The organism is Actinoplanes flavus (genome assembly GCF_017592555.1).
In the GTDB taxonomy this organism is placed as follows: Bacteria; Actinomycetota; Actinomycetes; order Mycobacteriales; family Micromonosporaceae; genus Actinoplanes; species Actinoplanes flavus.
In genome coordinates this window covers 11,641-36,834 of sequence record NZ_JAGFNS010000032.1, presented here as the reverse complement: position 1 = coordinate 36,834, position 25,194 = coordinate 11,641, and the positions used below count along the sequence as shown (strand labels likewise).

Genomic DNA, 25,194 nt, shown 5'->3' with positions numbered 1-25,194 from the left:
GGAAGGCGAAGCCATGACGATCCGGTGCGAGACGCGCGACGACGGCGCGAACCTGGTCATCGCGGTGATCGGCGAACTGCGACTGACCGACACGGTGCCGCTGCGCGAGCGCCTGCTCAAATGCCTCGCCGAACAGCCGGGCGCCCTGCTCGTGGACCTGACCGGGCTGCACGTCGAACAGGCGCCGTCGCTGGCCGTCTTCACCGCGGTGCTGCGCCAGGCGGCCCGGTGGCCGGGCACCCCCGTGCTGCTCTACGGGCCACCGGCGCAGACCCGGAGGCTGCTGCTCGCCGGCGCCTTCCGCCGGCTGCCGCTCTACGACGACCGGGCCGGCGCGATCGCCCACCTGCACGACGAACGGCGGAGCCGGCCGTCGGTGATCGACCAGCTGCTGCCGGTGTCCGGCTCCGCCCGGCACGCCCGGGACGTCGCCACCGAGGCCTGCCTGCGCTGGGACCTGCCCCATCTGGTCGCCCCGGCCAGCCTCATCGCCACCGAACTCGTGGCCAACGTGATCGATCACGTCCACACGATGATGACGCTGCACCTGACGTTGCGGCCCCGCTATCTCCATGTCGCGGTCCGCGACGGCTCCCCGGTGCCGCCGGATCCGCCCGGGAAGATCCGCCCGGAGACCGCCGGCGGGCGCGGGCTCCTGCTGGTCGGGGAGCTGGCACACAGTTGGGGATGGCTCCCGTCGAAGGACGGCAAGGTGGTGTGGGCGTCGCTGCGCCGGTGACCGGTCAGCAGCGCCGCAGCACACCGGCCAGGCCGGACACCGCCAGGATCCGGGCGACGTAGGGCTGGGCGCCGGACATGCAGATCTCCCCGCCCGCGCGGGCCGCCACCCGGACCGCGTCGAGCAGCACCGACACACCGGCCGCGTCGAGCAGCGGAACAGCCGTCAGATCCACCACGACCAGGCTCGCCCCGCCCGTCGTGATCGCGTGCCGCAGTCCCATCCGCAGACGCTCGGCGGTGTCCCGGTCGACCTCGCCGCACACCCGGACCCGCAGCGCCGTGCCCTCGCGGATCACCGAGACGTCCATGCCACGCTGCTGCCCCGCCCGGTTGTCGCCCTCCCACGGCGGCAGGGTGTCGCTGAGCATCGCCTCGCGCAGCCAGGACAGGGCCCGGCTCAGCAGCCGCGACACGTGCATCTGTGAGATGCCCAGCTCGGCGGCGATGTCCGCCTGGGTGCGGTTGCCGTAGAAGCGCATCGCCAGCATCCGGCGCTCCCGGGCCGGCAGGCGCAGCAGCAGATCGGTGACGGTCAGCTTGTCGGTCACCGACTCGAGATCGTCGTCGACGCCGCCGATCAGGTCACCGAACTCGGCCACCCCGTCCCCCGCGATCGGCGCGTTCAGCGAGGCCGGTGAATATCCGGCGGCCGATTCGACGGCCTCCAGCACGGCCGGCTCACTCACCCCCAGGTGCCTCGCGAGCTCCGCGACCGTCGGGGTACGGGCGAGCGCGCTGGTCAGCAGCATCGAGGCGTGCCCGACCTCCAGGCTCAGATCCTGAACCCGCCGGGGCACGTGCACACCCCAGGTGCGGTCCCGGAAGTGGCGCTTCAGCTCGCCGGAGATGGTGATCACCGCGTACGCCGTGAACGAGCCGCGGCCCGGATCGTACCGGTCCACGGCTTTCACCAGGCCGAGCCGCGCCACCTGCTCGAGATCCTCCAGATGCTCGCCCCGGCCGCGGTAGCGGCGGGCGAGCCGTCCGGCGAAGGGCAGACAGTGCCGGAGCAGGTCCTCGCGCAGTTGCTCGGCCTCGGCCGCGGTGGCGCCCTCCCGGCCCGCCGCGAACTCCAGCGCCGCGGTGTCGAGATCCTCGAGCGTGTTGTCGGCCGCTGCTTCACCGAACTGACTTCGCACGGGCATGTCACCCCTCCCCGGTATGGTTCCGGCGGGAACGCCGCCTCATCGGCCGTCCTCCGCCGGCAGCACCGGAACCGGCCCAAAACCGGCTTTCCGGCACCCTCCCGGTCGTCCAGACGCTACTGCCCGGTCCGGTCACCGCCCAAACACATCCGGCGTACGGCGGTCGCGCCGTCGTTCGCCGGCTCACTGCGAATGCCGCGGCGGCAGACCGCTGGGCTGGGCCGACGGGTCGTCGATCCCCTTGGGCACGCCGGGCTCACCCGGCCGGGCCGGCGCCGCCCCGGGCCGCCGCGGCAGTCCGGACGGCAGACCCCCTTCACCCGCGGTCGCGGCCTCCGCTCCCGGCCGCGGGGCACTCTGCCCCATGTCCGGCGCCTGCAACGGCGCCCGACTCACGCCCTGACCCATGTCCGGTGCCTGCAATGGGCTTCGGGCGGGCTCGTTGTGCTGGCCCATATCCGGCGCCTGCAACGGCGACCGACCCGCGGTTTGCCCCAAATCCGGCGCCTGCAACGGCGACCGACCCGCGGTTTGCCCCAAATCCGGCGCCTGCAACGGGCTGCGGGCGGGCTCGTTATGCTGGCCCATATCCGGCGCCTGCAACGGCGACCGACCTGTGGTTTGCCCCATGTCCGGCGCCTGCAACGGGCTGCGGGCGGGCTCGTTGTGCTGGCCCATATCCGGCGCCTGCAACGGCGACCGACCCGCGGTTTGCCCCAAATCCGGCGCCTGCAACGGCGACCGACCCGTGGCTTGCCCCAAATCCGGCGCCTGCAACGGGCTGCGGGCGGGCTCGTTATGCTGGCCCATATCCGGCGCCTGCAACGGCGACCGACCTGTGGTTTGCCCCATTTCCGGCGCTTGCAACGGCGACCGGCCCGCACCGTGCCCTGAATCCGGCGGCTGGAGCGGGCTGCGGGTGGGCTCGTTGTGCTGGCCCAGATCGGAACCTCGCGGCGAAGGGCTGACCGGGTCCTGCCGACCCGCTTCCGTCAACCGGGCGATGCTGTCCTGGCCCATGTCCTGCGCCTGCGACGGCAAGCGGGCGGAACCCACCGGCTCCCCGGTCGCCGCGCCTCCGCCCGGCGTGGGTGAACCGTGCTGGCCCACGTCGGAAGCCTGGACCGGCGGACGGCCGGGAGCGGACGCGCCAGGCGTCACGGTCCCCGGGAAAGCGGCTGTCGCATCCGGCGCGGGCGACGTCGTGAACCCACCCTCGGCCGCCTGCGCGCGGCGCGCCGAGCGGGTGAAGCGGGGCGCGTCGAGCGGGCGGTTCTGCTGGCTGTAAACCGGCCGCCGAACCACCTCGTCCAGTTCCTCCGGGGCGCGCGGGCTGTCCACGGCGGTACCGCCCCCGGCGGGCGCCCGCGTTTCCGGCACGGATGCCGCCTGATTCGCCGGGCCCGGCCCCCCGGTTTCGAAGCCACCGGTCCCGGCCGTGCCATACCCCGGCGCATCCGGCCCGGCCGGGCTCCGTCCACGGTCGCCCGCCACCGGCTCCCCCGAGCCTTGTCCAGCATTTCCGTAGAGCTCCTCGCCAGTGGCTTCCGGCATGCCCGCGCCACCCGGCACGAAACGCCCCGAACCACCCGGCCCGGGATCGCCGATCCCGGGAACACCGGCACCAGCCAACCCCGAACCACCGAGCCCCGAACCACCAAGCCCCGAATCACCGAAGCCAGGAACGCCCGCACCGGCCATCCCCGGATCACCAAGCCCAGGAACACCCGAACCAGGCATCCCCGAACCAGGCATCCCCGAACCGGGCATCCCCGAACCAGGCATTGCCGAGTCCTGAATCCCCGAATCCTGAATCCCAGTAACACTGGTACCGGCGGTCCTAGGTTCACCGAACCCAGGACCCGCACCAGCCATCCCCGGATCCTGTAACCCAGTAACACTGGCACCAGCCGTCCTAGGATCACCGAACCCAGGACCCGCACCAGCCATCCCCGGATCCTGTAACCCAGGAACACCCACACCAGCCGTCCCCGGATCCTGGAACCCTGAGACACCGGCACCGGCCGTCCCCGGAGCACGGAGCCCGGGAGTCGCCGGGCTGGGGGGCATCGAACCGCCCAGTACCGGCCCGGGCTGCATCAATCCACCCACCACAATGCCGGATGTCTCGGATGGGGCGGTTCCCGAGAGGGCATCGCTCGTTCCTGGGACAGCCCTACCGCCCGCCGGGAGGCCACTGGCAGCTCCGGTACCCGCGTTCGAAATCCCCCCGCCACCGGCACCACCCGATGTGCCGCCGAGCGGCCCCCCGGCCATCTCACCGGAGCCGCTGCCGCCTCTGCCTTCCGCACTGCCCGCACCGAGAACGGACGATCCTGGGACCGGCGAACCTAGGACCCCCGGCCCCGGAACTAGCGAACCCGGGTCTGGCGAACCCGGGACGACCGAACCCCGGACCGCCGAACCCGGCACCGCCGAACCCTGGACCGCCGAACCCTGGACCGGCGAACCCTGGACCGGCGAACCCGGGATCGGCGAACCCTGGACCGGCGAACCCGGGCCCGGAGAACCGTGAATGGGCGAATCCTGAACCGGCGCATCCGTGAAGCGTGAGCCCGGAACACCCGGGATCGATATGCCGGAATCACCCGGCTCGGCGGGCAACCACGGCGGCCGGCCGCCTTCCGGTCGGCCCGCAGCCGCCCACGCCCCCGTCTCCTCTGTGGCCCACGACGGCGCGGACGGTTCGGTCGGCGGCCAGGGCCGCGACTCTCCCTCCGCCGAGGTGGCCGGCGGGGGTGGCCAACTTCCGGGCCCGGAAGCCGGCCATCCCCCGGCGCTCTCCGCGGCCGGACCCGGGGCGAGCGGGTCGTAGGCCGGCGGAGGGGGCATCGGTACCGCACCCCGCGCGTGCATCCCGCCGGAAGCCGGAGCGGATCCGGCTATCGGACCGGCAGGATCGGCAGGATCGGCGGCGGACGTTCCCGGCCCGGCGAGCAGCCCCGGCGCGTGGCCCGCGCCCGCCGAGGCGGAACCGGTGACCGCGGCCGGACCGACGGCCGGACCCGGCGAGCCCCCGGCGCTTGTTCCGGCCCCACCACCGCCCAACAGCCCGGAACCGGCGGCGCCTCCTCCGGCCCAACCACCCACCGACCCCGACCCGGCAGCATCTCCCCCAGCCCAACCACCCACCGACCCGGAACCGGCGGCGCCTCCCCCGGCCCAACCACCCACCGACCCCGACCCGGCAGCATCTCCCCCAGCCCAACCACCCACCGACCCCGGCACGGCGGCTCCTGTTCCCGGCCCACCGCCCAGCGGCCCGGAAGTGGCGTCGGCCGGCGGCCCGGGGTGGCCGGCCCGGTCGTACCCCGTAGGAAGGTCCGCAGGCGGGCCGGGAACCTCTGGAGCAGCCGCAGAACCATATGGAGAAGCGGGTGCGGTGTCATTTGAAGGGGACTCCTCAACGGCCCACGGCGGCGGCCCGGGTACCGCCGACGGCATCAATCCGGACGAGACCGGCGCCCAGGCCGGACGGCTCGCGGCGACGAGCCCGGATTCTTCGGCGAGCCCGGCCGCGACGAGGACTTCGGCCGCGGACTGTGCGGCACGGCAGGGCAGCGGTTCGCCGCAGGCGGGACAGAGTGTCATGCCGTCGCGGGCGCCGGTTCCACCGCCGTGTGCCTCGATGACCTCACGTGCGACGGTCGCCAGCACGCTCTCCGGTTTGACGTATGCCTTCACCGGTCTCCGCCCCCCATCCCCGGCTGTCCACGTACCGGGACGGCACGACGGTCTTGCCGGGTTCACACGGCCCGGGTCCAGTTCACCCCTTCGAGTGCGCCGGGAGGGTGATTTTCCGAAGATCTGTGCAGATCAGCGGGGCGGGGCGAGCGAATCGGGGTGATCCGGCGGCGGCCGGGCGGAGCAGGCGGTATGCAGAGACTGCATATTCACTCACGGTGGTGAAGCAGATTCCCTCCGTAGCATTTGACGTATATCCAGGAGGTGACCCCCCATGGACGACACCGAACTGCACCGCGAGCGGATCCTCCGGCACGTCAGTCCCATCATCACCGGCCGGTTCCTCGGCTTCCAGGCCTCCTACACCCGTGAGGTACGGGTGGGACGCCCGATCGCCCTGGCTGTCTTCGTCGCCGCCGGCATCGCCCAGATGATCGGCGCCCTGCTGCGGATGAAACCGTCCCGGCGCACCCTCAAGGAGCTCCGGAAGGGCCCGGAGTTCCTGGTCACGCCGGTGCGGCTGCGTGACGACCTCGGCCAGACGTACGAGATCGAGATGCATGGCCAGCTCCCCCAGTCGGCCCTGCACCGTGGCGACCTGGTCCAGGTCCGCACCCAGCCGCAGTCCGATCCGACCCTCCCGGTCCGCCTCGTGCAGGTGGTGAACCTGACCACCATGCAGCCGCTGACCCCCCGGATCCCGACCCAGTGGTCGCACATGGGCCCGGCGCTGCTGCTCCAGGCGGCGGTGGGCGTGGCGATCGCCGGAGGGCTGCTGGCCGCCTGGCTGGGATGATTTCCGGGCGGGCCGGGTAGAGACAGCGCCCATGGAAGATCGTTTGCCAGTCTGCCGAGAATGGACGGTCGGCACCGGGCGCCACACCATCGACAGCGGTCATCATGGGCGCAGGGGATGGCGGCTACGGCGCCGCGCGATCTCCTCGCGTCTCTGACGGCTCGAAAGGTGGTGCGCGGTGGGCGAGAAAGTCGACCAGACCGATTTCACCCGTGAGGACCGGACCCGCTACCGGCAGAAGATCCGCCGCAGTCTCGACGTGTTCGCGACGATGTTGCGCGAGGCACGCTTCGAGTTCGAACGGCCGCTGACCGGCATGGAGATCGAGCTCAACCTGATCGACGGCAACGCCGATCCGGCGATGCGCAACGCCGAGGTGCTGGGCGCGATCGCCGACCCCGACTTCCAGACGGAGCTGGGGCAGTTCAACATCGAGATCAATCTGCCGCCGCGGCGGCTGGCCGGCGACGACTTCGCGGAGCTGGAGCGTGGCCTGCGGGCCAGTCTGAATCAGGCGGAGCGGCGGGCCCGGGCGGCCGGCGCGCACATGGTGACGATCGGGATCCTGCCGACGCTGCGGCGCGAGCACCTCACCGGCGAGGCGCTCACCGTCAATCCCCGGTACCAACTGCTGAACGAGCAGATCTTCGCGGCCCGCGGCGAGGACCTGGACATCCGCATCGACGGGGTGGACCGGCTGGCCGTCACCACCGACACGATCGCGCCGGAGGCGGCGTGCACCAGCACCCAGTTCCATCTCCAGGTGAGCCCGGCGCAGTTCGCGGCGTACTGGAACGCCTCGCAGATCGTCTCCGGGGTGCAGCTGGCCCTCGGCGCGAACTCGCCGCTGCTGTTCGGCCGGGAGTTGTGGCGGGAGACCCGCATCCCGCTGTTCGAGCAGGCCACCGACACCCGGTCGGAGGAGATAAGGGCACAGGGGGTCCGCCCGCGCGTCTGGTTCGGGGAACGCTGGATCACCAGTGTCTTCGACCTGTTCGAGGAGAACGTCCGCTACTTCCCGGCGCTCCTGCCGATCTGTGACGTGCACGATCCGGCCGAGATCCTGGAGCGGGGCGAGATCCCGGAGCTGAGCGAGTTGCGCCTGCACAACGGCACGGTCTACCGGTGGAACCGGCCGATCTACGCGGTGGTCAACGGCCGCCCGCACCTGCGGGTGGAGAACCGGGTGCTGCCCGCCGGGCCGACCGTCGCCGACACCATCGCCAACGCCGCGTTCTACTACGGCCTGGTCCGCAGCATCGCCGAGGCGGAGCGCCCGCTCTGGACGCAGATGAGCTTCCGCGCCGCCGAGGAGAACTTCCACAACTGCGCCCGGCACGGCATCGACGCCAGCGTGTTCTGGCCCGGCCACGGCACGGTCCCGGTCACCGAACTGGTGTTGCGCCGGCTTCTGCCGCAGGCCGCCGAGGGCCTGGACCTGTGGGGTGTCTCGCCGGCCCAGCGGGACCGGTTGCTCGGCATCATCGAGCAGCGCTGCCTGCGGCACCGCAACGGCGCGTCCTGGCAGGTGGAGACGTTGCACGAGATCGAGGCGCAGGGTGCGGACCGGCAGCGGGCACTGCACGAGATGCTGCGCCGCTACCTGCCGCTGATGCACGACAACATCCCGGTCCACGAGTGGCCCCCGGGCAAGTGATCAGCCGGCCGGCCGGGCGACCGCGACCGTCACGCCGGAGCGCACCCGCTTCGCGACGATCAGGCGGCCGCCCGGACCGGCGGCCCGCAGGGCGGCGGCCTCGGCGACGCTCGGCGTGCCGACCGCCATCCCGACCACGGCGCTGGGCGTGGGCACCGGCTGACCGGCCAGTTCGGAGGCCGGGAACCCGAGCAGGCGCCACCCGGCCGCGGCCGCGAACTCCCGCGGCCCCTCCTCGGCGGCCCGCCGGTCGAGCGTGGCCAGCACGGCGACCGCGGTGCACGCCAGTCCCTCATCGGCCAGGACGCCGCGGACGGCGTCGGCGAGGACTCCGGCGGCCACCCCGGTACGGGCGCCGAATCCGACGATCAACGTCACGAGGCCGCCGCGCGAACCAGCCGTTCCGCCGTGCCGCGCTGTCCCGCCCAGTGCAGGTGCAGGTAGGAGGCGTGCACCGTCGGCGTCGCGAACCCCTCCGGGTCGGCGCCCCGCCACGCCCACGCCGCCTGCCCGGCCGGGGACAGCAGCAGCCCGGACCGCGGATGCACGACGGTCCGGTGGAACTCGTGCCCGGTCACCCGGGTCCCGGCCACCGCGAGGGGGCTGTCGCCGAGCGCCACCGCGTCCCGGTAGCCGAGGGTCAGCGACGGTGTCATCACCGCCTCGGCGTCGAGGACGCCGCACATCGGTTCGCCGTCGAGGGTGCGGCACAGCCACAGCAGCCCGGCACACTCGGCGGTGATCACCCCGCCGGCCGACGCGAACGACCGCACCGACGCGCGGAGCCGTTCGTTGGCGGACAGCGACGACGCGTACACCTCGGGGAACCCGCCGCCCACCACCAGCGCCCGCGTCCCCTCGGGCAGGGCCGTGTCGTGCAGCGGGTCCACCGTCACCACGTCGGCTCCGGCGCCGGACAGCAGTTCGCGCGTCTCGGCGTACGAGAAGGAGAAAGCCGGACCACCGGCGAGGGCGACCAGGGGACGGCCCGGAACAGGCGTCTCGCTGTCCGGTGTCCATGCCCGGAAGGGCAGGGGTGGCGCCGAGCGGGCCACCGACGCGACCGCCTCGAGATCGACGGACGTGGCGATCAGCGCGGCCAGCGCGTCGACCGAGGCCAGCGCTTCGGCACGCCGTTCCGCCGCCGGGATCAGCCCGAGATGCCGGGACGGCGCGGCCACCGCGTCGGCGCGGCGCAGTGCACCCAGCACCGGCGTGCCCACCTCCTCGCAGGCGTCCCGGAGGATCTGCTCGTGCCGCTCCGAGCCGACCCGGTTGAGGATCACGCCGGCCAGCCGCACCGTCCCGAAGCTGCGGAAACCGTGCACCACGGCGGCGATCGACCGCCCTTGCGCGGCGGCGTCCACGACCAGGATCACCGGCGCGTCGAGCAGCGCGGCCACCTGCGCGGTCGAACCGGTGTCGCCCGCCCCGGTACGCCCGTCGTAGAGCCCCATCACCCCTTCGACGATCGCCAGCTCGGCGCCCCGCGCCCCGTGCGCGAACAGCGGCCCGACCAGGTCCTCCCCGACCAGCACCGGGTCGAGGTTGCGGCCGGGCCGGCCGGCGGCCAGCGCGTGGTAGCCGGGGTCGATGTAGTCCGGCCCCACCTTGAACGGCGCCACCGGAACCCCGCGCCGCGCGAACGCCGCCAGCAGCCCGGTGGCCACGGTCGTCTTCCCGTGCCCGGACGCCGGCGCCGCGATGACCAGCCGATCTACCATTCGATGCCCTGCTGCCCCTTGCGCCCGGCGTCCATCGGGTGCTTGATCTTCGTCATCTCGGTGACCAGGTCGGCGGCCGCGATCAGATCCGGGTGCGCGTCCCGCCCGGTGATCACCACATGCTGGGTGCCGGGCCGTTCCCGCAGCGTCGTGATCACGTCCGCGACGTCCACCCAGCCCCATTTCATCGGATACGTGAACTCGTCCAGCACATAGAACCGGAACGTCTCCGCCGCCAGGTCCCGCTTGATCTGCGCCCATCCTTCGGCGGCCTCGGCGGCGTGGTCCCGCTCGCTGCCCGCCCGCTGGATCCAGGACCAGCCCTCACCCATCTTGTGCCAGGTCACGGGCGTCCTGTCCAAACCGCCGAGCGCTGTGAGCGCGGCCTCCTCGCCGACCTTCCACTTCTCCGACTTGACGAACTGGAACACCCCGATCGGCCAGCCCGCGCTCCAGGCCCGCAACGCCATCCCGAACGCCGCCGTCGACTTCCCCTTGCCCGCCCCGGTGTGCACCGCGAACACCGCCTGCCGCCGCCGCTGCCGCGTCGTCAGCCCGTCGTCGGGCACGCTCGTCACTTTCCCTTGCGGCACGCGCTCCTCCTTCTCCTCAAGATCAACCCCATTCCCGGTACGCGCTGAGCCGTCCAGCCCATCCCACACCGTCCCGCCCGTCGCGGCGAAGGTGGTCCGCCCGGCGCGCGCCCGTCACCCCCCTGCGAAACTCGCCCTCACCCCCGGCCGGCTCCCAGAGCCGTCTCAACCCACCCGAGAAGCCCTCACGACCAGCCGCCCCCACCCACCCGGGCAGTCCTCACAACCAGCCGCCCCACCCACCCCGGGCAACGCACCCGACCAGCTGCCGCGACTCGCCGCGACAGCGCCCATGACCAGCTGTCGCGCCGCGGCGCCTACGCGGCAGAGCGGTAGGCGCGGTCGGCCGGGGACGTTGCGGTGGCGGCGCGGGTCGCCGGGTGGAGGACGGTCGCGGCCTGAAGCTGTTCGAGTGGCATGAGGTCGGCGCGGAGGGTCGCGGCCAGCTTTCCGGCCAAGCCCAGCCGGACCGGGCCGGACTCGCAGTCGACCACCACGGTCGCCACCCCGGACAGAGCGGGCGCCAGCAGGGCCGGGTCGGGTCCGCTGGTGGCCCGGCCGTCGGTGACCACCACCAGCAGCGGACGGCGTCGCGGGTCGCGGCGGCGTTCGGTGGCGATGGTCGCGGCCGCGGCGCGCAGACCCGCCGCCAACGGGGTACGGCCACCGGTCCGGAGCGCGGCCAGCCGCATCACCCCGACCTCGTGACTGGACGTCGGCGGCAGCACCACCTCGGCGTCCCTCCCCCGAAACGTGATCATCCCGATCCGGTCCCGCCGCTGATAGGCGTCCCGCAGCAACGACAGCACCGCCGTCTTGACCAGCGTCATCCGCTTTCGGGCGGCCATCGACCCGGACGCGTCCACCACGAAGAGCACCAGATTCGCCTCACGCCCCACGTGCACCGACTCCCGCAGATCCCCCGGCGACACCCGGATCCCCACCGGCCCACCAGCCGAACCACGGCGGACGGCGCCCCGGCCCGCAGCCACACCGGCCACGACACCATCAAGCACCGCCCCAGCCGCAGCGGCCCCGTCGGCCGGGACACCATCAAGCACTGCCCCGCCCGCAGCGACACCATCGGCCGCGACACCATCAACGGCCACCGTGCCCGCAGCCACACCACCGGCCGCGACCCCATCAAGCGCCACCATGCCCGCAGCCGCACCGCCTGCCGCGACGCCATCAGGCACCGCCCGGCCCGGAGCGGCGCCATTCGCTGCGGCGCCGTCGAGGGCGGTTCGGTCCAAGGCGGCCCGGAGCGTCGCGAAGAGATGGGGGGCGCCGGACAGCTTCCCCTGGGGAACACGGCTGCCCACCACCCGGCCGCGGCGGGCGAAGGCCGGGGAACGGCGGCCGGCGTGGCCGCCCTCGCCGCGGGCGGTGATGCGAAGTGTCCGCGTCCGGTACGCCTGACCCGCGGCGGCCACCGCTCCCGACTTCTCCGGCTGGGCAGAGCCGTCCGCGTTCTCATCCGTACCCTCGAGTGGTGGGGCTGATCCGGACGGCCCGCCGCCGTCGCGCGGGGTGCCGTCGCCCGGGCCTCCGCCGCCGGGGCCGCCGTCGCCCGGGTCGGGATCGGTGTCCGGGTCCGGCTCGCCGTGGGGGTCGTCCTCGGACCGTCGCCGCTCGGCTCGGTCCCGTTCGGCTCGATCCCGCTCCGCCCTGTCCTGTTCGGTCCGTTCCCGCTCGGCCCAGTCCTGTTCGGCCCTGTCCTGTTCGGCCCGCTCCTGTTCGGCTCGGTCCTGTTCGGCCTGGCGTTCGGCTTCGGCCAGCGCCTCGTCGAGCTTCTGCTCGTCGGTGCCGGGCGGGTCGAGGGGGTCGGTGCGGCGGCGGTGTGGGAGGGCCAGGCGGGCGGCGTCCCGGACGTCGTCGGCGACGACCCGGTCGCGGCCGTGCCAGGCGGCCAGGGCGACGGCGCAGCGGGCGACCACGATGTCGGCGCGCATGCCGTCCACGCCGTAGGCGAGGCAGACCCGGGAGATGCGGTCGAGTTCGGCGTCGGGCAGCGTCACCGCCGGAAGGGCGGCGCGGGCGGCGGCGATCCGGGCCGCGTAGTCGCGTTCAGCGCCGGCGTAGCGGGCCGCGAAACCGTCCGGGTCGGCCTCGTAGGCGAGACGGCGGCGCACCACCTCGGCGCGCTGGCGGGCGTCGCGGGGCGCGGCGACGTTCACGACCAGGCCGAACCGGTCGACCAGCTGGGGCCGGGGCTCGCCCTCCTCCGGGTTCATGGTGCCGACCAGCAGGAACCGGGCCGCGTGCTTGACCGACACCCCGTCCCGTTCGACGTGTGCCCGGCCCATCGCCGCCGCGTCCAGCAGCAGGTCCACCAGGTGGTCCGGCAGGAGATTCACCTCGTCGACATAGAGGACACCCCGGTGCGCGGCGGCGAGCAGGCCCGGCTCGTAGGCCCTCACCCCGTCGGTGAGCGCGCGCTGCAGGTCGAGCGTGCCGACCACCCGGTCCTCGGTGGCGCCGACCGGCAACTCGACGAGCGACGCGGGCCGGACGGTGGCACTCACCGACGCGTCCGGACCGGGGACGGTGGTGTGCGGACCACCTGGGCCGGAGACGGTGGTGTGCGGACCACCTGGGCCGGAGACGGTGGTGTGCGGACCACCCGGGCCGGAGACGGTGGTATGCGAGCCATCCTGGCCGGGAGCGGTCGTGTGCGGACCACCCGGGCCGGAAACGGTGGTATGCGAGCCATCCTGGCCGGGAGCGGTCGTGTGCGGACCACCCGAGCCGGGGACGGTCATGTGCGGACCACCCGAACCGGAGACGGTCGTGTGCGGACCATCCGGGCGGGAGACGGTCGTGTGCGGACCATCCGGGCCGGAGACGGTCGTGTGCGGACCATCCGGGCAGGCCGGGTCCGGGGCGGCGGGATCGCAGGCGAAACGGCAGCCGGTCACCACGGTGACCGGTGGCAGCAGGCCGGCCAGGGCGCGGACGACGGTGCTTTTGGCCGTGCCCTTCTCGCCCCGGACGAGGACCCCGCCGACGGCCGGTGACACCGAGGTGAGCAGCAGAGCCAGGCGTAGGTCGTCGAGACCCACCACGGCCGAGAACGGGTACGGAGTAGTCACCAGGATCCCTTCCGGCGGGTGTCCACGCCCGCTCGTCGGTCGACGCGAGCGGCCGGAGTCTCCTGACTCCCGGATCGACGTTTCCCGCTTGCCTTCCGGCGCATCAGCCGCCGTGGCGTAGGTGGTCAGCGGGTCGCTCCCCGGTCACAGTGGCGGGACCGTCCCGGAATCGCACCGGGTTCCTCCGCAACCGCTCGCCGGTCACTCTTCCGGACCGGCCGTGCGCCCGTCAACGCGGGATCCGTCACCCGCCGAACGCAGCTTCGCCGAACACGGCCCCACCGAACACGGCCCCACCGAGGACCGCGTCGCCGAACACGGGCGGTCGCCGGTCACGAACGCCACCGCCACCGTGGCGGCGCCAGTGCCGCCTGGAACCGGACGGCACAGGCAGCGCGGCGACGAACGGGCCTCCCCGAACGCGGCTCCACCGAAGATCGCGTCGCCGAACACGGGCGGTCGCCGGTCACGAACGCCACCGCCACCGTGGCGGCGCCAGTGCCGCCTGGAACCGGACGGCACAGGCAGCGCGGCGACGAACGGGTCCACCCCGAACACGGCGCCACCGAAGACCGCGTCACCGAACACGGGCGGTCGCCGGTCACGAACGCCACCGCCACCGTGGCGGCGCCAGTGCCGCCTGGAACCGGACGGCAAAGGCAGCGCGGCGACGAACGAACCTCCCCCAACACGACGGCGGCGAACGAGTCCTCCCATAACGCTGCCTCACCGAACGCGGTGCGTGCGGTCGGGTCAGCGGGGCACCGCCTTCTCGGTGGCGGGGAGGGGTTCGGGGGCCAGGCGGTCGAGTTCGGCCACCACGTCGAGGACGGCCAGGGCGGAGCGTTCCACCAGGGGGCGCAGGCGGCGGTAGAGGGCGGCGTCCTCCGGGTCGGGGCTGGTGGCGTTCGCGGTGGGGACCAGGTCGGCGGCACGGTCGAGGTCGGGGAGTTCGCCGAGGGCGTGCCGGGCCAGGAGGCAGGCGCCCAGCGCGGTGCCCTCGGGGACGTCGGCGACCGTCACCGGGAGGTCGAGGGCGGAAGCCAGGATGGACACCCACAGGTGGGAGGCGGCGGCGCCGCCGGTGGCGCGGATCTCGGTGACCGGGCAGCCCTCGGCGTCGAACGAGTCACGGACCAGGGCGAGCTGCTGGCAGACGCCTTCCACGGCGGCGCGGACCAGGTGCGGGCGGGCGTGTTCGCGGCGCAGGCCCAGGTAGGCGCCGCGCATGCCGGGACGCCACCAGGGCGCCCGTTCGCCCAGGAGGTAGGGCAGGCAGAGCAGGCCCTCGCTGCCGGCCCGGACTTCGGCGGCCTCGGCCAGCAGGGCGGCGTCACGCTCGTCGGCGTCCTCACCTTCGGCGGCGGGGGCGCCCGGAGCGCCGGCGGCGAGGGACTGGGCCGCCCACCGTACGACCGAGCCGGCGTTGTTGACCGCTCCGCCGATCACCCAGCGGTCCTCGGTGAGGGCGTAGCAGAACAGGCGGCCGGCGTCGTCGGAGGTGGGGCGGTCCACGACGGTACGGAGGGCGCCGCTGGTGCCGAGAGAGACCGCCGCGACGCCGGGCGGGGTGGCGCCGACACCGAGGTTGGCGAGCGGGCCGTCGGCGGCGCCGATGATCAGCGGTACGTCCGGGGGCAGTCCCGCCGCGGTGGCCACCTCGGGGCTCAGCCGGAGGGCGTGCGTGGTGGGGACGACCTCGGCGAGCTGCCCGGGGCGCACGCCGGCGATCGCCAGCGCCTCGTCGTCCCACCGGCGGGAGTGGATGTCGTAGAGGCCGGTGCCGGAGGCGATCGACAGGTCCACCAGGAACGGGTCGTCGGCGAGGGCCGCGACGATCAGTTCCTTGACGCCACCCCAGCGTGGGGTGCCGCGCAGCGTGCCGGGGTCCTCCTCGGCCCACCAGGCCAGCTTCGTGAGCGGCGACATCGGGTGGACCGGGGTGCCGGTGCGGGCTTGGAGGCGCTTCGCCGGCCCGTCCGCGACGATCTTCTCGCACTGCCGGGCGGAGCGGCCGTCCGCCCATGTCACCACGGGGCCGAGGGGGCGGCCGGCGGCGTCCATCGGCAGCAGCGCGTGCAGGAAGGAGCTGAGGCTGATCGCGATCACCCGGTCGCCGCGTTCGCGGCATGCGGCGGCCACGTCGGCGAGCGCCCGCATGGCGGCTTCGGTGAGCTGCCGGGGGTCGAGTTCGGCACGGCCCGGCCCGGGCACCGACAGCGGGTAGTGGACGCTGGTCAGCGCCCGGATCTCACCGGCCGGGCCGGCGGCGACCCCTTTGGTCGCGGTGGTCCCGGTGTCGATCCCGATCACGACGTCCATGCTTCGCCTCCCCGATCGCGCTCAGCCGACCCTCTCATGCCCACCCTCCCCGATACCCATGCCGTGCCGCCGACCGCGGGGATCTTCCTGGCTGGCTCTGGGGGATGCCTCAACGTCGTTGAGACATGCCCCAGAGCCAGCCGGATCTCCACAGCCGGCCGACGGGCCGGCCTCCCGTCCCGCAACGAACCTGGCAGCCAGCCGGGGGGTGTTCGGCTGGCTGCCAGGGCTGTTTCGGGACGATGGAGACGACGCTGGTGGCCAACCGGGTGGGTGGGCGAAGCGGAGCGAGCCGGGGCGAGTGGGCAGCACCGCCCGGTGGGGGCGGCAAGGGATGGAGTGGCAGAAGATCGCCGGGACTTTCGGGGCGGGGAAATTCATCGATAACTGTCCACCCCGTACCGGAAATGGTCTTGAAAAGCGAAACGCCCCGCCGAGAGGGGCGGGGCGTCGCGGGGTGCGGAAAAGGTCAGCGCTGGTCCATCGGCACGAAGTCGCGGACCGGCGAGCCGGTGTAGATCTGCCGCGGGCGACCGATCTTGTTGGCCGGGTCGGTCATCATCTCGCGCCACTGGGCGATCCAGCCGGGGAGGCGGCCGATCGCGAACAGCACCGTGAACATGTCGGTGGGGAAGCCCATGGCCTTGTAGATGAGGCCGGTGTAGAAGTCGACGTTCGGGTACAGCTTGCGGGAGATGAAGTACTCGTCGGAGAGGGCGATCTCCTCGAGCTTGAAGGCGATCTCCAGCAGCGGGTCCGGCTTGTCGAGGGTCGACAGCATCTCCTGGGCGGCCTTCTTGACGATGGCGGCACGCGGGTCGTAGTTCTTGTAGACCCGGTGGCCGAAGCCCATGAGCTTGACGCCCTTTTCCTTGTTCTTCACCCGGGTGACGAACGAGGTGACGTCTCCGCCCTCCTTGCGGATCTGCTCGAGCATCTCGAGGACGGCCGCGTTGGCGCCGCCGTGCAGCGGGCCGGAGAGGGCGTTGATGCCGGCGGAGACGCTGGCGAACAGGTTGGCCTGCGCCGAGCCGACCAGGCGCACCGACGAGGTCGAGCAGTTCTGCTCGTGGTCGGCGTGCAGGATGAACAGCATGTCCAGGATCTTGGCGACCTTGGGGTCGACGTTGTACTGGACGGTCGGGAGACCGAAGGTCAGGCGCAGGAAGTTCTCGACGTAGTCGAGCGAGTTGTCCGGGTACGGCAGCGGGTGCCCGATGGACTTCTTGTAGATGTACGCCGCGATCGTCGGAAGTTTCGCCATCAGCCGGATTGCGGAGATATCGACCTGCTCCTCGTCGAGCGGGTCGAGCGCGTCCTGGTAGAAGGTCGACAGCGCGGTGACCGCGGACGACAGCACCGACATCGGGTGCGCGTTACGCGGGAAGCTCGAGAAGAAGGTGCGCATCTCCTCCTGGAGCAGCGTGTGCACCCGGATCTTGTCCGCGAAGTCCTGAAGCTGCGTCGCGGTCGGCAGCTCACCGTTCATCAGCAGGTAGGAGACCTCGAGGAAGGTGCTCTTCTCCGCGAGCTGCTCGATCGGGTAACCCCGGTAACGCAGAATGCCCTGGTCACCGTCGATGTAAGTGATCGCCGACTTGGTCGACGCGGTGTTCACGAAACCCTGATCGAGGGTTACGTAACCGGTCTCCTTCAGCAGAGCACTGACGTCGATGCCGCCCGGACCGTCGACGGCCTTCGTGACCGCCATCGACAACTGACCACCGGGGTGGTCGAGCTTGACATCCGTCATGTATTTCCCTCACTTCACCGGCAGATGTCCCAAAGATTTTGCCGTTCACCGTAAACCCTCAACCTGAATGGGTCATCAGGTGGCCGCCTGTTGAGGCATTGGTCACCAGTGCGTATAGGTCGTTGCGCCATAGACAATGGTCGGTATATTGCGACGCTGTTACGGGAGGGCCCATGCACATCCCGGCTGACGGACCCGTTGTGGTGGGGGTCGGCGGCACGGCGACCGACCCGGCCGCCGTGCGATTCGCCGCGCGGGAGGCGGTCTCCCGTGGGCGGGCGCTCACCGTCGTCCACGCTTTCACGTGGCCGGGACCCGGCGAGTACGCCCTGGCGCGCCGGGCCGCCTCACGCACCGTCGAGGAGGCGGTCTCCATCGCTCAGCGTTCCACACCCGGGGTCGCCGCGCGGGGCCAACTCGTGGATGGACCGCCGGAACGTGTCCTGTTGCGCTTGAGCCGGGCTTCCGCACTGCTGGTCCTCGGCGGCGGCCTGGTCGAGGTGGTGCTGCGGGCGTGGTGCCCGGTGGCGGTGGCCCGCCGGCACCGGACGCCGTCCGGGCCGGTCCTGGCCGCCGTCGACGGGTCGCCGGTCTCCGCCGCGGTGCTGCGGTTCGCCGCCGAGCAGGCCCGGCGCCGGGGCGGCCGGGTGGACGTGGTGTACGCCGGCGACCCCGCCGGCCGCCCGGTCCTCGACGGCGTCCACCCCCGCCTGCTCTCCGGCGATCCGGCCGGCGCCCTGGTGCAGGCCTCCCGCGGCGCCGGCCTGATCGTGCTGGGGCCGCGCGGTCCGGGCACACGCGGCCGCCTGGGTACGGTCGCGGCCGCGGTGCTGCGGCACGGCGGGTGCCCGGCGGTCTTCGTACGCGGAGCGGCAGGTTCCCGGAACCCCGGTAACCCCGTGCCCGAATTGCTACCGTTAGCCCACACATAGGTCTTCGGGCTGTACGGGAGGAATGCCCGGTGCAATCGGTGCTCCCGCCCGGAATCGCCCGACGGCTGTGGCAGGTCATCGCCGTGGGTGGCGTCATCGCCACCGTGCTCTACGGGTTGTTCCCGTCATCGGCTGTCGGCACGAGCGCGTTCACGCTGCTCGCGGTCGTCGTCGTGATCGCCTGCTTCGCCGGGCCGCGGCGATGGGGCGCCGAGCCGCCGGGCGCGTGGCTGCTGATGGGCGCGGCCGCGCTGCTGTTCATGATCGGCGTGATGATCCGCCCGACGGTCACCGAGATGCCGATGCCGTGGCCGCTGCTCGCCGACGTCGCCTCGTTCAGCGGGTATCTGCTGCTGGGCGCGTTCGTCCTGGTCCTGCTGCAGCGGCGGGGCAGCCTCGACCGGCACGCGGTGCTGGACGGGCTGATCGTCTGCCTGGCCGCCGGGGTGGCCACCGTGCTGCTGCTGGCCGTGCCGGCGGCCGAGATCCCCGGCCGGGACCCGGTGCTGTCCGGCATCCAGGGCATGTACCCGATGTTCGACGTGCTGCTCCTGCTGCTGCTGGTGAACCTCACCTTCACGGCGAAGACCTGGCCGGTCAGCCTGATCGGGCTGATCGTCATGATGTCGATGATCTTCGCGGGCGACCTGGCCTACGCGATCGTCGGGGTGCAGGGCCACATCTACGCGTCACCGCTGCTCAACGTGCCGTACATGGTCGCGTACACCGGGCTCGGGGTGGCCGCCACGCACCCGTCCGTGGTGGAGATGGGCCGGGCCGCCAAACTGCCCGCCCAGGCCTGGTCCTGGCCGCGGCTGTCGCTGCTGCTGCCCGCCCTGGCCGTCCCGTTCGCGCTGCTGCTGACCACCGGCACCCGGTCGGCCGCGGCCCGGGTGCTGATCGCGGTGACCGGCGCGATGATCGTCGCGCTGCTGCTGGTCCGGGCGATCTCCGCGGTCCGCGCCCAGGTCGCCGCCCAGCTGCGTTCCGAGCATCAGGCCACCCACGACCCGCTGACCGGGCTGCCCAACCGGCAGTCCATGTCGGCCGAGATCGCGCGCCTGCTCACCGTGGTGGATCCGGAGGGGCACGACCGGGTATGGGTCTACATGCTCGACCTGGACGGGTTCAAGTGGGTCAACGACTCGTGGGGCCACGACACCGGCGACCAGCTGGTGATCGACGTGGGCCGGCGGCTGCGGACCGGGGTCCCGCACGGCATCCCGGTGGCCCGGGTCGGCGGCGACGAGTTCCTGCTCGTGTTCATCGGCGAGAAGGGTGGGGCGCTGCGCCTGGTCGACGACATCCGCGGCTGTTTCGCCAAGCCGTTCCCGGTCCGTGACCACGACGTGGTGATCAGCGCGTCGATCGGCATCTCGCACGCCGAGGCCGACCCGGCCAACGCCACGGTCACCGCCGAGGCCCTGATGCGCGACGCCGACACCGCCCTGTACCGGGCCAAGGACGAGGGCCCGGGACGGTCCATCATCTTCGACACCAGCATGCACACCCAGGTCCGGGAGCGCATCGAGCTGGAGGTGGCGCTGCGCCAGGCGCTCGCCGAGGAGCAGCTGCACGTGGCCTACCAGCCGCTGGTCCGGCTGGAGACCGGGGTCCCGGTGGGCGCCGAGGCGCTGGTCCGCTGGATGCATCCGGAACGTGGCCCGATCCCGCCGATGACCTTCATCTCGATCGCCGAGGACGCCGGACTGATCAACGCGATCGGCACCTGGGTACGCAAGGAGGCCCTGCGCCAGCTCGGCGTGTGGCGCTCGGAGGGCACCGTCCACGACGACTTCTACCTGTCGATCAACGTCTCGCCGCGCCAGCTCAGCGACCCGGAGCTGCCGCTGATCGTGTCCGGCGAGATGGTCCGGTACGGCGTCCCGCCGCACTGCGTGGCCCTGGAGATGACCGAGTCGGTGATGGTGGACGGCTCCAGCGTCACCTCACGGGTCCTCTTCGAACTGCGCGAACTCGGCGTACGGCTGCTGGTGGACGACTTCGGCACGGGGTTCTCGGCGCTCGGCTACCTGCGCAAGTTCCCGGTCACCGGCGTCAAGATCGACCGCTCGTTCGTGACCGGGCTCGGGGTCAACCACGAGGACGACGAGATCGTCCGCGCCGTGGTGGCGATGAGTCACGCGCTCGGCCTCAGCGTGATCGCCGAAGGGGTGGAGACGCCGTTGCAGCGGGAGGCCCTGTACGCGGTCGGCGTCGTCAACGGCCAGGGCTGGCTGTGGGGCGCCGCGGTGCCGGCCGCCGAGTTCGCCCAGCGCTGGCGGGACGTGGTGATGGGCGGCCCGGCCGTACCGGAGACCGCGGAGAACCCGTCGGGCCGGCACCGCCGGCCCGACTGAGCCCGTCGTCAGATCCGGGCGGCCCGGCGCTCCTGCTGGCCGTCCAGCCGGTTCGGCACACCGCGCCGCTCCTCACGCCGGAACGGCATGTCGTCCTTCGGGAACTCGAACATCCAGAACGACTGCGCGTCCAGCCGGGTCGGCTGCGCCCGGCCGCAGGAGGCCGCCCGGCCCAGCACCAGGGCGATCATCCGGGGCAGCTGGTTGCGTTCCTCGTTCCACGAGCAGATGTCGAAGAAGACCTTGCCGTCCACCTCCTCGATCGGCGCGTACATCTGCCGTTGCAGGGAGACGAACACGCCCCGGCCCCGCCGGCCCAGCGCGGAACCGGCGAAGATGCAGTAGAAGAGCCGGCGCTGCTCGTACAGCTCGGGCCAGTGGTACTGGAAGTAGTCCGCCGAGATCAGCGGGACCGCCTCCAGGTCGTTCGTGATCGTGCCCATCCCGGCGATGCCCTCGTCGTCCAGCGCCACGTGCTTGGCGATCCGCTTGTCGCTCATCACGTCGTCGAACTCGTGGCGGTACATGAGATGCCGGTTGACCGCGAGGATCCGCAGGTCGTTGAAACAGTTCGAATAGAAGTCCCAAGCCTCGTCCCGCATGTCGGCCGGCAGCTCGGGCATCACTTCCACGCGCATGGTCGCCCCCTCTCGGTGTCAAACCTTCCAGGGACCCTGGTGCCGTGCGGCCAACTCGGGCATTATTCGCTGGCGTATTCCTGGTGTAAGCCATGTCACCGCTGATCGGAGGTCCGATGATCTGGCTGACCGTCCTGCTGGTTTCCCTCAGCGTCGGCCTCGCCGCCGCGCTGATGGCCGCGACCAGGTAGAAAGCGGGTATGCGCTTCGCCACCTGGAACGTCAACTCGGTCAAGGCCCGGCTGCCCCGCCTGATCGACTGGCTGGAGAACACCGCCCCGGACGTCGTCTGCCTCCAGGAGACCAAGGTCGCCGAGGGCGGTTTCCCCACCGAGGTCGAGAAACTGGGGTACGAGGTGGCCGCGTACGGCCAGGGCCGCTGGAACGGTGTCGCCCTGCTCTCCCGGATCGGCCTCGACGACGTACGCCACGGCTTCGAGGGCGAGCCCGGCTATCCCGGCCCGGAGGCCCGCGCGATCAGCGCCCGCTGCGGCGGCATCCGCTTCATGTCGGTGTACGTGCCGAACGGGCGCACCCCGGAGGATCCGCACTACGACTACAAGCTGCGGTGGCTCGCCGCGCTGCGCGACGCCCTCGTGCCCGACCTGGCCGCCGGCCCGGTGGTGGTGGCCGGCGACTACAACGTGGCGCCCACCGACGCCGACGTCTGGGACATCGCCGTCTTCGCCGCGTCCACCCACGTCACGCCACCCGAGCGGGCCGCCCTCGCGGCGCTGCGCGACCTCGGCCTCACCGACGTGCCGGCCCGGCCGCTCAAGGGCGACCACCCGTTCACGTACTGGGACTATCGCGCCGGGATGTTCCACCAGAACAAGGGCATGCGCATCGACCTCGTCTACGCCACCGCGGACGTGACGGCCCGGGTCACCGACGCGTACGTCGACCGGGAGGCCCGCAAGGGCAAGGGCCCGTCCGACCACGCCCCGATCGTGGTCGACCTGAACGATGCTCCGTCCAGCCCGTAGGCTGGGGGCATGACCCTGGTCGCACCGGCATCGGCGCTGCTCCAGGCCGCCATCGAGGCCGCCGGTGAGGGGATGCTGCTGTGCGACGCCGCCGGGCACACGGTGCTGCTGGCGAACGCGGAGGCCCGGCGCCTGGTGCCCGGCGCCCGCCTCGGCCACCCGGTCACCGGCCCGTTCCCGGACCCCGGCGCCGACTCGTTCCGGTGCGAGTTCGAGGGGCGCTCGCTCGCCGGGACACGGCGTGACCTCGACGGCGCGCACTACGCCTGGTTCATCCGGGACGAGACCGAGCAGGCGCGGCGGATCGCCCACAGCGAGTTCCTCGCCGAGGTGGGGTGGCGGCTGTCCACGTCGCTGCATGTGGGCCGGGTCATGCGTACCGTCGTGGAGCTGGCGGTCCAGCACCTCGCCGACACCGCCATGGTGGTCCTGCCGCCGCACCGGCGCCGCAGCACCTGGACCAGGCTGCTGCCCCGGCGCGCCGTCGAGGAGGGCACGCTGCCGGAGCGGCTGCTCGGCGACGTCCCCGGCCTGATCGAGTCGCTCGACGGCTTCCCGCCGATCCCCAGCCGCTGGCTGGACCCGGCACAGGCGCCCGGCTGGCTGCTTCCGGCCGAGCTGGGCCCGGTCGGCGCGATGCTGGTCACCCCGCTGCCCGGCAACGCCGAACCGGCCGGGGCGCTGATCCTGGCCCGGCACGGCGCGGCCGCCGTGTTCGGCGAGGAGGACGAGGCGCTCGCCCGGGTCTTCGCGGCCCGCGCGGGCGCGGCGATCGCGGCCGCCACGCTCTACCACGAGCAGTCCGAGACGGCCGCCATCCTCAAGGCCGGCCTGCTCCCACCGGACCTTCCGGTGATCGACGGCGTCGAGCTGGCCGGATCGCACCACCTGCACATCGGCGGCGACTTCTACGACGTGTTCGGGCCGGCCGGGGACGACACCGACACGGTGATCGCCCTCGGCGACGTCTGCGGCACCGGCCCGGAGGCAGCCGTCCTCACCGGACAGGTGCGCCAGACCCTGCGCGTGCTGCGGCTGGTGCGGGCCGAGCCGGCGGCCATGCTGCGGGTTCTCAACGACGTGCTGCTGGGATCCGGGCGGCGGAGCCGGTTCGTGACCATGGTGGTCGGCGCGGTCCGCCGGGTGGAACACGGCCGGATCCGGCTCGAGCTGGCCACCGGCGGCCACCCCGGCCCGCTCGTCCTGCGCGCCGACGGCACCGTCGAGGAGGTTGCGGCCAAGGGCACCCTGATCGGGGTGATGCCGCTGACCGACATCCAGCCGGCCACCGTCGAGCTGGGCCCCGGCGAGCTGTGCCTGCTCTACAGCGACGGCCTCACCGAGGCCCGCGGCGGTCCGGCCGGGCGCGAACACTTCGGCGAGGACCGGCTGCACCGGGCGCTCGCCGACTGCGCGGGCATGCCCGCCGCCGCCGTCGTCGAGCGGCTCAGCCAGATCGCCTCCGACTGGCTGCGCGGCGGGCAGTCCGACGACATCGCCATGCTGGCCGTCCGCGCCCCGGCGCGCACCCCGCTCAGCCTGCGCGGCGGCGGCGTCCCCGAGGAGTCCCCCTTCCTGATCGCCGCCCGGCGCGGCGACCGCCGGTCCCGGGCCCGATCGTGACCGCGCCCGCCCGGCCCGCCCCGCCCATCGACTCCTGGCTCACGGAGCGCTATCTGGCCCTGGTGTCGGACAGTGACGAGGCCGGCGCCATCGAACTGGTCGGCGAACTGCACGACCGGGGCGTGCCGGCCGAGCGGATCATCGTCGACCTGATCGGCGCCACCCAGCGCCGGATCGGCGAGCTGTGGGCCGCCAACGAGTGGACGGTGGCCCGCGAGCACGCCGCCACCGCGGTCAGCGAGCGCGCCCTCGCCGCGGTCGCGGCCCACCCCACCGGGCGGGCGTCGCGCGGCCGCATCACCCTCGCCTGCGTGGACGGCGAATGGCACGGGCTGCCCGCCCGGATGCTCGCCGAACTGCTACGGCTCGACGGCTGGCGGGTCGACTTCCTGGGCGCCAGCGTCCCCGGCCGGCACCTGATCACCCACCTGCACCAGACCGGGCCGGACGCGGTCGCGCTCAGCTGCACGATCCCCACCCGGCTGCCGCGCGCCCACGCCGCGATCACCGCCTGCCGCGCCACCGGTGTTCCGGTGATCGCCGGCGGCCGCGGCTTCGGTCCCGGCGGCCGCTACGCCGCCCGGATGGGCGCGCACGCCTGGGCCGATTCCGGCGAGACGGCCGTCGCCCGTCTGGCCACCGCCTGGCCATCGCGTCCGGTGACCGACCTTCCCCGCCTCGGCGACGAGGAGTACACCTTCCTCGTCCGTAGCCGCCCCGAGCTGATCGCCACCGCGATGGGGCGCCTGATCGGCGCCTATCCGGCCGCCCACGACTACAGCGCCGCCCAGACCGAGTCGACCGTCGAGGACATGGGCCACATCGTCGACTTCCTGGCGGCCGCGATCTACGTCGGCGAACAGGAGATCTTCACCGACTTCACCGAGTGGACCACCGGCGTGCTCACCGCCCGCGGTGTGCCGCCCGTCGCGCTGCGCACCGGCCTCCGCCTGATCCGCGACCAGCTCATCGACTTCCCGGCCGCCGTCGCGACGCTCGACGCCGCGATGATCCTTTGACGGTACGGACGTCGCCGTCCCCGGAGACCACATCCACCGCCGGTCCACGCGAGCGCCTGCCGGGTCCCGCCCGTGCCGCGACCGCCGGGCGGAGCTGCCCACTCACCC

The 25,194-nt window shown here is 72.8% G+C and carries 17 protein-coding genes and 1 riboswitch; of the genes, 8 read left to right on the top strand and 9 right to left on the bottom strand.

Annotation, left to right across the window (positions count from 1 at the left end):
• Positions 1-13 precede the first annotated feature (13 nt).
• The gene (locus tag J5X75_RS35665; RefSeq protein WP_208472055.1) at positions 14-739 is read left to right on the top strand and encodes an ATP-binding protein; all 726 of its coding nucleotides are present in this window, start codon (positions 14-16) and stop codon (positions 737-739) included.
• Between the two features lie 4 nt (positions 740-743).
• Here J5X75_RS35665 and J5X75_RS35660 read toward each other — a convergent pair whose 3' ends face one another.
• Together J5X75_RS35660 and J5X75_RS35655 are read right to left on the bottom strand one after the other, a co-directional pair.
• A complete protein-coding gene (locus tag J5X75_RS35660) occupies positions 744-1,886 on the bottom strand; it encodes a SigB/SigF/SigG family RNA polymerase sigma factor (protein WP_208472054.1) in 1,143 nt (380 codons plus the stop codon).
• A 183-nt stretch (positions 1,887-2,069) separates the two neighbouring features.
• Entirely contained in the window at positions 2,070-3,227 is a 1,158-nt protein-coding gene (locus tag J5X75_RS35655; protein WP_208472053.1) for a hypothetical protein, read from the bottom strand.
• Positions 3,228-5,865: 2,638 nt separating this feature from the next.
• On the opposite strand from J5X75_RS35655, the gene J5X75_RS35650 reads away from it, so the two are divergent.
• Positions 5,866-6,387 (top strand): hypothetical protein, encoded by a 522-nt coding sequence (locus tag J5X75_RS35650; protein WP_208472052.1) that lies wholly within the window; start codon positions 5,866-5,868, stop codon positions 6,385-6,387.
• Between the two features lie 178 nt (positions 6,388-6,565).
• Positions 6,566-8,044 (top strand): glutamate-cysteine ligase family protein, encoded by a 1,479-nt coding sequence (locus tag J5X75_RS35645; protein WP_208472051.1) that lies wholly within the window; start codon positions 6,566-6,568, stop codon positions 8,042-8,044.
• Here the strand turns inward: J5X75_RS35645 and J5X75_RS35640 are convergent, their stop codons facing one another.
• The 6 genes from J5X75_RS35640 to J5X75_RS35605 form a co-directional block, all read right to left on the bottom strand.
• Positions 8,045-8,422, bottom strand: a complete 378-nt coding sequence (locus J5X75_RS35640) for a cobalamin biosynthesis protein (protein WP_208472050.1) — start codon at positions 8,420-8,422, stop codon at positions 8,045-8,047.
• Positions 8,419-9,768 carry a cobyrinic acid a,c-diamide synthase CobB gene (locus tag J5X75_RS35635; RefSeq protein WP_208472049.1) on the bottom strand — a complete coding sequence of 450 codons (1,350 nt, stop codon included), beginning with the start codon at positions 9,766-9,768 and terminating at the stop codon, positions 8,419-8,421. Before J5X75_RS35635 ends, J5X75_RS35640 begins: the two co-directional genes overlap by 4 nt.
• Positions 9,762-10,361 (bottom strand): cob(I)yrinic acid a,c-diamide adenosyltransferase, encoded by a 600-nt coding sequence (gene cobO / locus J5X75_RS35630; RefSeq protein ID WP_208472048.1) that lies wholly within the window; start codon positions 10,359-10,361, stop codon positions 9,762-9,764. Before cobO ends, J5X75_RS35635 begins: the two co-directional genes overlap by 7 nt.
• Positions 10,362-10,678: 317 nt before the next feature.
• Positions 10,679-13,123: a VWA domain-containing protein gene (locus J5X75_RS46610; protein WP_307798483.1), complete on the bottom strand. Its 2,445-nt coding sequence runs from the start codon at positions 13,121-13,123 to the stop codon at positions 10,679-10,681.
• A 385-nt stretch (positions 13,124-13,508) separates the two neighbouring features.
• Positions 13,509-13,638, bottom strand: a riboswitch (cobalamin riboswitch).
• Between the two features lie 568 nt (positions 13,639-14,206).
• Positions 14,207-15,775 (bottom strand): gluconokinase, encoded by a 1,569-nt coding sequence (locus J5X75_RS35610; protein WP_208472047.1) that lies wholly within the window; start codon positions 15,773-15,775, stop codon positions 14,207-14,209.
• Between the two features lie 469 nt (positions 15,776-16,244).
• Positions 16,245-17,528 carry a citrate synthase gene (locus tag J5X75_RS35605; RefSeq protein WP_208472046.1) on the bottom strand — a complete coding sequence of 428 codons (1,284 nt, stop codon included), beginning with the start codon at positions 17,526-17,528 and terminating at the stop codon, positions 16,245-16,247.
• A gap of 173 nt (positions 17,529-17,701) precedes the next feature.
• Between J5X75_RS35605 and J5X75_RS35600 the strand changes: the two genes are divergently transcribed.
• Together J5X75_RS35600 and J5X75_RS35595 are read left to right on the top strand one after the other, a co-directional pair.
• On the top strand, positions 17,702-18,460 hold the full coding sequence (locus tag J5X75_RS35600; protein WP_208472045.1) for a universal stress protein: 759 nt from the start codon (positions 17,702-17,704) through the stop codon (positions 18,458-18,460).
• A 29-nt stretch (positions 18,461-18,489) separates the two neighbouring features.
• A complete protein-coding gene (locus tag J5X75_RS35595; protein WP_208472044.1) occupies positions 18,490-20,820 on the top strand; it encodes a putative bifunctional diguanylate cyclase/phosphodiesterase in 2,331 nt (776 codons plus the stop codon).
• Between the two features lie 8 nt (positions 20,821-20,828).
• On the opposite strand, the gene J5X75_RS35590 is transcribed toward J5X75_RS35595, so the two are convergent.
• On the bottom strand, positions 20,829-21,458 hold the full coding sequence (locus J5X75_RS35590) for a hypothetical protein (protein WP_208472043.1): 630 nt from the start codon (positions 21,456-21,458) through the stop codon (positions 20,829-20,831).
• A 200-nt stretch (positions 21,459-21,658) separates the two neighbouring features.
• On the opposite strand from J5X75_RS35590, the gene J5X75_RS35585 reads away from it, so the two are divergent.
• The 3 genes from J5X75_RS35585 to J5X75_RS35575 are packed head-to-tail and all read left to right on the top strand — an operon-like array spanning position 21,659 to position 25,086.
• Complete coding sequence (locus J5X75_RS35585) at positions 21,659-22,444, top strand: exodeoxyribonuclease III (RefSeq protein WP_208472042.1); 786 nt, start codon at positions 21,659-21,661, stop codon at positions 22,442-22,444.
• 9 nt (positions 22,445-22,453) lie between these two features.
• Positions 22,454-24,067 carry a PP2C family protein-serine/threonine phosphatase gene (locus tag J5X75_RS35580; protein WP_208472041.1) on the top strand — a complete coding sequence of 538 codons (1,614 nt, stop codon included), beginning with the start codon at positions 22,454-22,456 and terminating at the stop codon, positions 24,065-24,067.
• Positions 24,064-25,086 carry a cobalamin B12-binding domain-containing protein gene (locus tag J5X75_RS35575; protein WP_307798480.1) on the top strand — a complete coding sequence of 341 codons (1,023 nt, stop codon included), beginning with the start codon at positions 24,064-24,066 and terminating at the stop codon, positions 25,084-25,086. The genes J5X75_RS35580 and J5X75_RS35575 overlap by 4 nt, the downstream gene beginning before the upstream one ends.
• Positions 25,087-25,194: the final 108 nt, after the last annotated feature.

Bases quoted from the DNA above. Each gene is read 5' to 3' on its own strand.
- J5X75_RS35665 (WP_208472055.1), top strand. From the start codon at position 14: ATGACGATCCGGTGCGAGACGCGCGACGACGGCGCGAACCTGGTCATC.
- J5X75_RS35660 (WP_208472054.1), bottom strand. From the start codon at position 1,886: ATGCCCGTGCGAAGTCAGTTCGGTGAAGCAGCGGCCGACAACACGCTC.
- J5X75_RS35650 (WP_208472052.1), top strand. From the start codon at position 5,866: ATGGACGACACCGAACTGCACCGCGAGCGGATCCTCCGGCACGTCAGT.
- J5X75_RS35635 (WP_208472049.1), bottom strand. From the start codon at position 9,768: ATGGTAGATCGGCTGGTCATCGCGGCGCCGGCGTCCGGGCACGGGAAG.
- J5X75_RS46610 (WP_307798483.1), bottom strand. From the start codon at position 13,123: ATGACCGTCCCCGGCTCGGGTGGTCCGCACACGACCGCTCCCGGCCAG.
- J5X75_RS35610 (WP_208472047.1), bottom strand. From the start codon at position 15,775: ATGGACGTCGTGATCGGGATCGACACCGGGACCACCGCGACCAAAGGG.
- J5X75_RS35605 (WP_208472046.1), bottom strand. From the start codon at position 17,528: ATGACGGATGTCAAGCTCGACCACCCCGGTGGTCAGTTGTCGATGGCG.
- J5X75_RS35600 (WP_208472045.1), top strand. From the start codon at position 17,702: ATGCACATCCCGGCTGACGGACCCGTTGTGGTGGGGGTCGGCGGCACG.
- J5X75_RS35590 (WP_208472043.1), bottom strand. From the start codon at position 21,458: ATGCGCGTGGAAGTGATGCCCGAGCTGCCGGCCGACATGCGGGACGAG.
- J5X75_RS35585 (WP_208472042.1), top strand. From the start codon at position 21,659: ATGCGCTTCGCCACCTGGAACGTCAACTCGGTCAAGGCCCGGCTGCCC.
- J5X75_RS35580 (WP_208472041.1), top strand. From the start codon at position 22,454: ATGACCCTGGTCGCACCGGCATCGGCGCTGCTCCAGGCCGCCATCGAG.